The sequence below is a fragment of the Halochromatium sp. genome (assembly GCF_046541315.1).
GTDB lineage: Bacteria > Pseudomonadota > Gammaproteobacteria > Chromatiales > Chromatiaceae > Lamprobacter.
This window is the reverse complement of the sequence record NZ_JBKHDN010000175.1, coordinates 1-5,822: the sequence shown is the minus strand read 5'-3', so window position 1 is coordinate 5,822 and position 5,822 is coordinate 1. Positions and strand designations below refer to the sequence as shown.

The window sequence follows — 5,822 nt, the reverse complement described above, 5'->3', positions numbered from 1 at the left end:
ATGGCTGCGATACTCGAACGGACAGCGTCGCAATCGGGCGACTGGTGCAGCTCGGCACGGAGAGGGCCGTGCATTCCCTCGCATCGGGCTCTTTTCGGTGCCGTACTAAGACGATCGGCCATTGCCCATGCATCGGCCGCCCGTTTTCCGTTGCAAGTACTGGTCTTTTCGGCTGCTGCCACTGGACTGTCTTTCGTGGAGTACAAACGATGTCCGACACCTTCTCGCTTCAACGTCGCTCACTGCTGCGCTCCATCGGTTTGGTTGGCGCGGCCGCACTGGTCGGCCCTGTCCGCGCCGACCTTTGGCGCGAGCGCGATCCGTTTACCCTAGGCGTCGCCTCGGGTTATCCGCAGCCCGACTCGATGGTGCTCTGGACTCGGTTGGCGCCGGAGCCGCTGGCACCGGACGGCGGCCTGCCGGCCGAGAACATCCCGGTGCGCTGGGAACTCGCGCGCGATCCGGGCTTCGGTGATCTGGCCGCCGCCGGAACCGTCTACGCACAGCCGCAGTGGGCGCATGCGGTCCATGTCGAGCCCTACGGACTCGAGCCTGAGCGCGACTACTGGTATCGCTTCCATGTCAACGGCGCCACCAGTCCGATCGGACGCACCCGCACCGCGCCCTTGCAGAATGCCCCGCTGGGGCAGCTCCGCCTCGGGGTCAGCTCCTGCCAGCATTACGCACAGGGCTGGTACGGGGTCTACCGTCATGTCGTGGCGGATCATCTCGACCTGTTCCTGCATCTGGGCGACTACATCTACGAATCGACCTGGGGCGCCGACCTGGTGCGCTCGCAAGGCGTGCAGGAGCCGATCACGCTCGCCGACTACCGCCGCCATTACGCGCTCTACAAGACCGATCCGGACCTGCAAGCCGCGCACGCCAGCTGCCCCTGGGCGGTGGTCTGGGACGACCATGAGGTCGAGAACGACTACGCCGGGGCGATCTCGCAGAACAACGATGATCCGGCTTGGTTCTTGCGCCGTCGCGCGGCCGCCTACCGGGCCTACTATGAGCATCTGCCGCTGCCGCGCACCATGGTGCCCTTCGGACCGCGGATGCGCATCTATAAGCGGCTGCGCTACGGCCAACTGGCCGATCTCCATCTGCTCGACGATCGCCAGTACCGCAGCCAGCAGCCGTGCCCGAAGCCCGGCCGCGCCGGCTCGGCCATCATCCGCGACTGCGCCGCGCGCCGCGACCCGGCTGCAACCATGCTGGGTGAGCGCCAGGAGCAGTGGCTGGCCGCCAACCTGCGCGCGTCGACGGCACGCTGGAATCTCATTGGGCAGCAGACCTTGATGGCGCAGGCCGATCAAAAGCCAGGGCCGGGTCAGGCCTTCTACTCAGATGGGTGGGATGGCTATCCGGCGGCCCGTCAGCGCCTGCTCGATGTGCTGGCGGAGCCGCAGCCACGCAATCCCGTGGTGCTCGGCGGCGACGTGCATGCGTTCTGGGTGACGGACTTGAAACGCGATTTTGATGATCCGTCTTCGGAGACGGTCGCCAGTGAATTCGTCAGCACCTCCATCACCTCGCAATCCCGGCCGGAGGATCACATCCAGGCGGTGGTGCGCGAGAACCCGCATCTGCTCTACGGCAGCGGCCGCGAGCGCGGTTACCTGCGTCTTGAGGTCACCCCTGATCTGGCGCGAGCCGATCTGCGCGCCGTCCCGTCGGTCAAGGTGCGTGCTCCGTCCTGCCATACCCAGGCGTCCTTCGTGGTCGAGGACGGTCGACCGGGGCCGCAGCCGGCCTAGACGATTTCCGTCAATCGCCTTGGTTGCATCAGGTGGCGAAATCGCGTCGGGGGCGATATCGATCGGCTCAAGGCGGCGAAAGTCGCCCACCCTGCCCCCCCCTGACCCGGTTCGCCGTCCGGCTCCAGTCGTCATAGGGCCTCCTCTTGAGGGCCTGGTGCGCGAGGCCGACGACTGGGTTGGGGATTGGCGGACTACTCCTGAGACCAGGCCGAGCAGACGCGGTTGCGTCCCGACGACTTGGCGCTGTAGAGGGCGCTGTCGGCAGCGCCGACAAGACTCTTGATATCCGGGTATGCGTCGCGAGAATGGGCGATGCCGATGCTGACGCTGAGCCTGTGACCGGCAAAACGGGCCTCGAGCATGCGTCCGCGGCGAGCAATCTCGCGGCGAATGCGCTCGGCGTAGCCGGCAATGCCCAAAGCGTTCGGCGACATCAGGCCGAAGAGGAATTCTTCGCCGCCGTAGCGGCCGAGGAAGTCGCCGGGGCGGGTCAGTCCGCGCATGGTGTCGGCCACGATCCGCAGCACATCGTCGCCGGTCTGATGGCCGAAGGTGTCGTTGAAGGCCTTGAAGTAATCGATATCGACCAATCCGATGCCGAAATGCCGCCCGGCGGAGACCTGCGCGAAGGATTCCTGTAAGAAACGATCGATGGCGCTGCGGTTGGGCAGTCCGGTCAGGGCGTCCATCTCCGCCTTGGCGCGCTCCAGCGCGAACAAGCGGCTGCGCTCGAGCGCGATGCCAAGCTCGCCGGCGACGCATTGGATCTCATGCAACACAGCGGAGACTGGCGGCTGCCGCGACTCGGGATTGTAAAGGCAGATGAGGCCTTGCAGCCGGCCTTGGCTCATCACCGGAATCGCGGCGGCCACGGATGCCCCGAGCATCCTCAGGACGCGGCGATTGGGCGGGGTGTCATGGATCATCACTGCGGTGCGCTCGCGCAGACAGTGGATCAGATCGCCGGCCAGCCGATCGATGACGATCTGAACGCCCGGCGGCTGCCCGTCTTGCGGGAGTTCGGGCAGCCCATGGGTCGCGACGAAGCGGCGCCCCTTCGGCTCGATCTGCAGCAGCAGCAGATGCGAGAGCGCGAATTCCTGCTGCAGCGCGCGCAGTGTCTGCGGCACGAAGATGTCAGGGTCGATGCTCTGGTGGGGGGCGGTGACACTCCTGAGCGGCAGACTGCCGGCCGGGCGGGTCGCAACCTTGCCGGCGTTGGCAAGGGTCAGCGCGGTGGTCACCACATTGGCACGCAGTTGAAAATGGGAGGGAAAGTGCAGTCCGTAGAAGGTGGCGACCTTAGCCATTTCCTGATCTGCTGCGGCAAGCAGCTCGGCGAGCCCCACCTGCTCTAGATCGATCAGCTCGAGCACCTCAGGTTCCAGGGACGGACTGGTGTGCGTGCGCGCCGAACCGATGCCTTGCGTCCAGGCGATGAAGTCCGCGAGCGCGACCATGGCGACCTCTCGGGCTTGCGACTTCTCCAGATGGCTCTGCGCGAGTCCGCAATGGTGCAGCGCTTGGGTTCTACAGACGATGTCCGGTAGCTCCCAGGCCTTGCTCACCTGCGCGCCGAGCTGGTCGTGAGTGATGCCGAAGAAGAGGCGCTCATCGTCGCGGGTGGCGTTGCCGCTGGTGCCCGCGGTGCTGAGAAACTCGCTGTAACTGAGCTTGCCGTGCGATTCTAAGATGACTTTGCCGAGATCGTGCAACAGGCCGGCGGCATAGAGTGCATCGGGATCCTCGTGGCCGAGGCGCTCGGCGAAGCCGCGGCTCAGAATGGCCACCAGCAGGCTGTGCTGCCAGAAGAAGAGGCGATCGAAAGCGCCCTCGTTGCTGCGCTGGATGATGCTTTCGTAGAAGAACAGATGCAGGGCCGCTTGCCGCAACGTCGATAACCCGAGCAGGGTGACGGCACGATGAATCGACGGGATGCGCTGGGTAAAGCCGTAGTAGGCCGAGTTAACGAGCTTGAGCACCTTGGCGGCGAGGGCCGGCTCGGTCTCGATGAGCTGGGCGATCTCAGCGGTACCGGTGTCCTCCGAGCGGGCGACTTGCAGCAGCTTGAGCGCAGCTGCGGGCGCAGGTGGTAGCGCGCCAACCGGGCGGCGTAATGCTTGATGGACGATCTTCCGCGTCTGCTGCTCCGCTCCTGCCACGTCCTCTGCCACGCTGTCCTGCCTCGTCAGTTGTTTGGCTCGCGGCTATGATAGCACCGTCCTTTTCGGCGCTGAGGCCTAGCCGGACGAGACAATTCTGCAGCAGCTTGTTGCAAGAATTCCCTCTTGAGAGGCAGTTGGCTTTCTGAAATGGTGGAGGCGGCGGGAATCGAACCCGCGTCCGCGAGCCCTCCGCCTTCGGTCCTACATGCTTAGCCCGGTCTATTGTGTTTAACCTTCCAACGCCCGACGGGCAGGGCGATCGGTCGGCGATCCCGAATTAGGTTTTAGCGATCTCGGTCCAGGCCCCCGCGATCGCGATCCTGTGTGATGTTACCCCACGAATCCGCCGCCCACAGGCAAGAGACGGTGTGAGGCCCGCTGGGTTTAAGCAGCGAGAGCGTAGTTGTCGTCGTTGGCAACTATAGATTTGCGGATGGATTAACGAGGTCTCCCGCACCTCGGCATGCACCTAGGGTTTTGTGACCCACGTCGAAGCCATGTCGCCCCCAAGCAACGGATCAGACAGGCTATCACCGGCTGAGTTCCGTGGCAATCCCGGCGTTCCAAGTCGCCGGCGATCCGGTTCATCGTCTAAGGCGATTTCTGTCAACGCGCATACCGCCCAACCGCGCCAAATCACAGCAACGCCACGGCCTTGATCTGCGCATAGACCGATTGCGCGGGCGCCAGCCCGAGCTGCTCGGCCGAGCGCCGGGTGACCCGGGCCAACACCGGCGAGCCGCTGATCTCGAGCTTGACCAGCCGCAGCGCCGGATGACTGTCATCGCCAAGGGACAGAACCTTGGCCGGCAGCGTGTTCTGGATGCTGCTCTGATGGCCCGGATCGCGGGTGATGCTGACATCGCGCGCGAGGATGCGCAGGCGCACATGGGCGCCGATCTCGGCACCGGCATCGCGAGTCCAGAGGCTCGCGCCACCACAGGCGACGCGCAGCAGGTGCCAGCGCGCATCGCGTTCGGCGACCTGGCCATCGAGCACCACGCCGGCATCCTCGCCGAGGCGAATCGGCAAATCCAGGCGCGAGAGGGTCTCGTTGAGCGGCCCACTCGCCAGCACGCGGCCGCCGTCCATCACCAGGATGTGGTCGGCCAGCCGCGCGACCTCGTCCGGGGAGTGGCTGACATAGAGCACCGGGATCTCAAGCTCATCATGCAGGCGCTCCAGGTACGGCAGGATCTCCTGCTTGCGCTTCAGATCCAGCGCCGCCAGCGGCTCGTCCATCAGCAGCATGCGCGGGTCCACCGCCAGCGCCCGCGCGATGGCGACACGCTGGCGCTCGCCGCCGGAGAGTGCCAGCGGCTTGCGATTCAGCAGATGCGCGATACCCAGCAACTCGATCGCATGCTCAAGGCTGAAGCGGTCTCTTCCTGAGCCATCCTCGGGGTTGCGATCCGCGCTGGCTCCAGCGGCGCTCTTGCCAAGTCTGTTCTCAGTGCTGGTCCCCATGCGGGTCTTTAGCCCCAGACCCGCAATCGCCCAAGCTCGCGCCAAAAAGCCATGATCAACGCACTGCCCCGCGCCATTGATCAGGCCGCTACGACCCCGACTGCGCCGCTGCCCATAGCGCAGATTGCCAAGCACCGTCAGATGCGGGAACAGGCTCGCCTCCTGGAACACATAGCCGATCGGCCGCCGATGGGTCGGCACCCAGGTCTTGGCATCCTGCCAGACCTCGCCGTTGAAACTGAGGCGCCCGACTGCCGCGCGCTCGAGACCGGCAATGCAGCGCAGCAAGGTGGTCTTACCGGAGCCGGAGTGGCCGAACAGGGCGGTAACACCGCGCGCCGGAAATCGCTCATCCACGTTCAGCGTAAAGCCTGGCCAGGCGACCTGGAACCGGGCCTCGATCAGCGCCAGCGTTGCCGTCTGC

At 65.4% G+C, this 5,822-nt stretch carries 3 protein-coding genes and 1 other RNA gene; 1 reads left to right on the top strand and 3 read right to left on the bottom strand.

Features of this window, described 5'->3' with window-relative positions; genetic code table 11:
* The first annotated feature begins 209 nt into the window (after positions 1 to 209).
* Positions 210 to 1,763 (top strand): alkaline phosphatase D family protein, encoded by a 1,554-nt coding sequence (locus ACLFQI_RS10875; protein ID WP_410759262.1) that lies wholly within the window; start codon positions 210 to 212, stop codon positions 1,761 to 1,763.
* A gap of 194 nt (positions 1,764 to 1,957) precedes the next feature.
* On the opposite strand, the gene ACLFQI_RS10870 is transcribed toward ACLFQI_RS10875, so the two are convergent.
* From ACLFQI_RS10870 to modC, 3 genes are all read right to left on the bottom strand, one after another.
* Entirely contained in the window at positions 1,958 to 3,940 is a 1,983-nt protein-coding gene (locus ACLFQI_RS10870; protein ID WP_410759261.1) for an HDOD domain-containing protein, read from the bottom strand.
* Positions 3,941 to 4,079: 139 nt separating this feature from the next.
* Positions 4,080 to 4,439: a transfer-messenger RNA gene (gene ssrA / locus ACLFQI_RS10865) on the bottom strand.
* A 128-nt stretch (positions 4,440 to 4,567) separates the two neighbouring features.
* The gene (gene modC, locus ACLFQI_RS10860) at positions 4,568 to 5,800 is read right to left on the bottom strand and encodes a molybdenum ABC transporter ATP-binding protein (RefSeq protein ID WP_410759264.1); all 1,233 of its coding nucleotides are present in this window, start codon (positions 5,798 to 5,800) and stop codon (positions 4,568 to 4,570) included.
* Positions 5,801 to 5,822 lie beyond the last annotated feature (22 nt).

Coding starts and splice junctions, on each gene's coding strand:
- ACLFQI_RS10875 (WP_410759262.1), top strand. CDS start 210: ATGTCCGACACCTTCTCGCTTCAACGTCGCTCACTGCTGCGCTCCATC.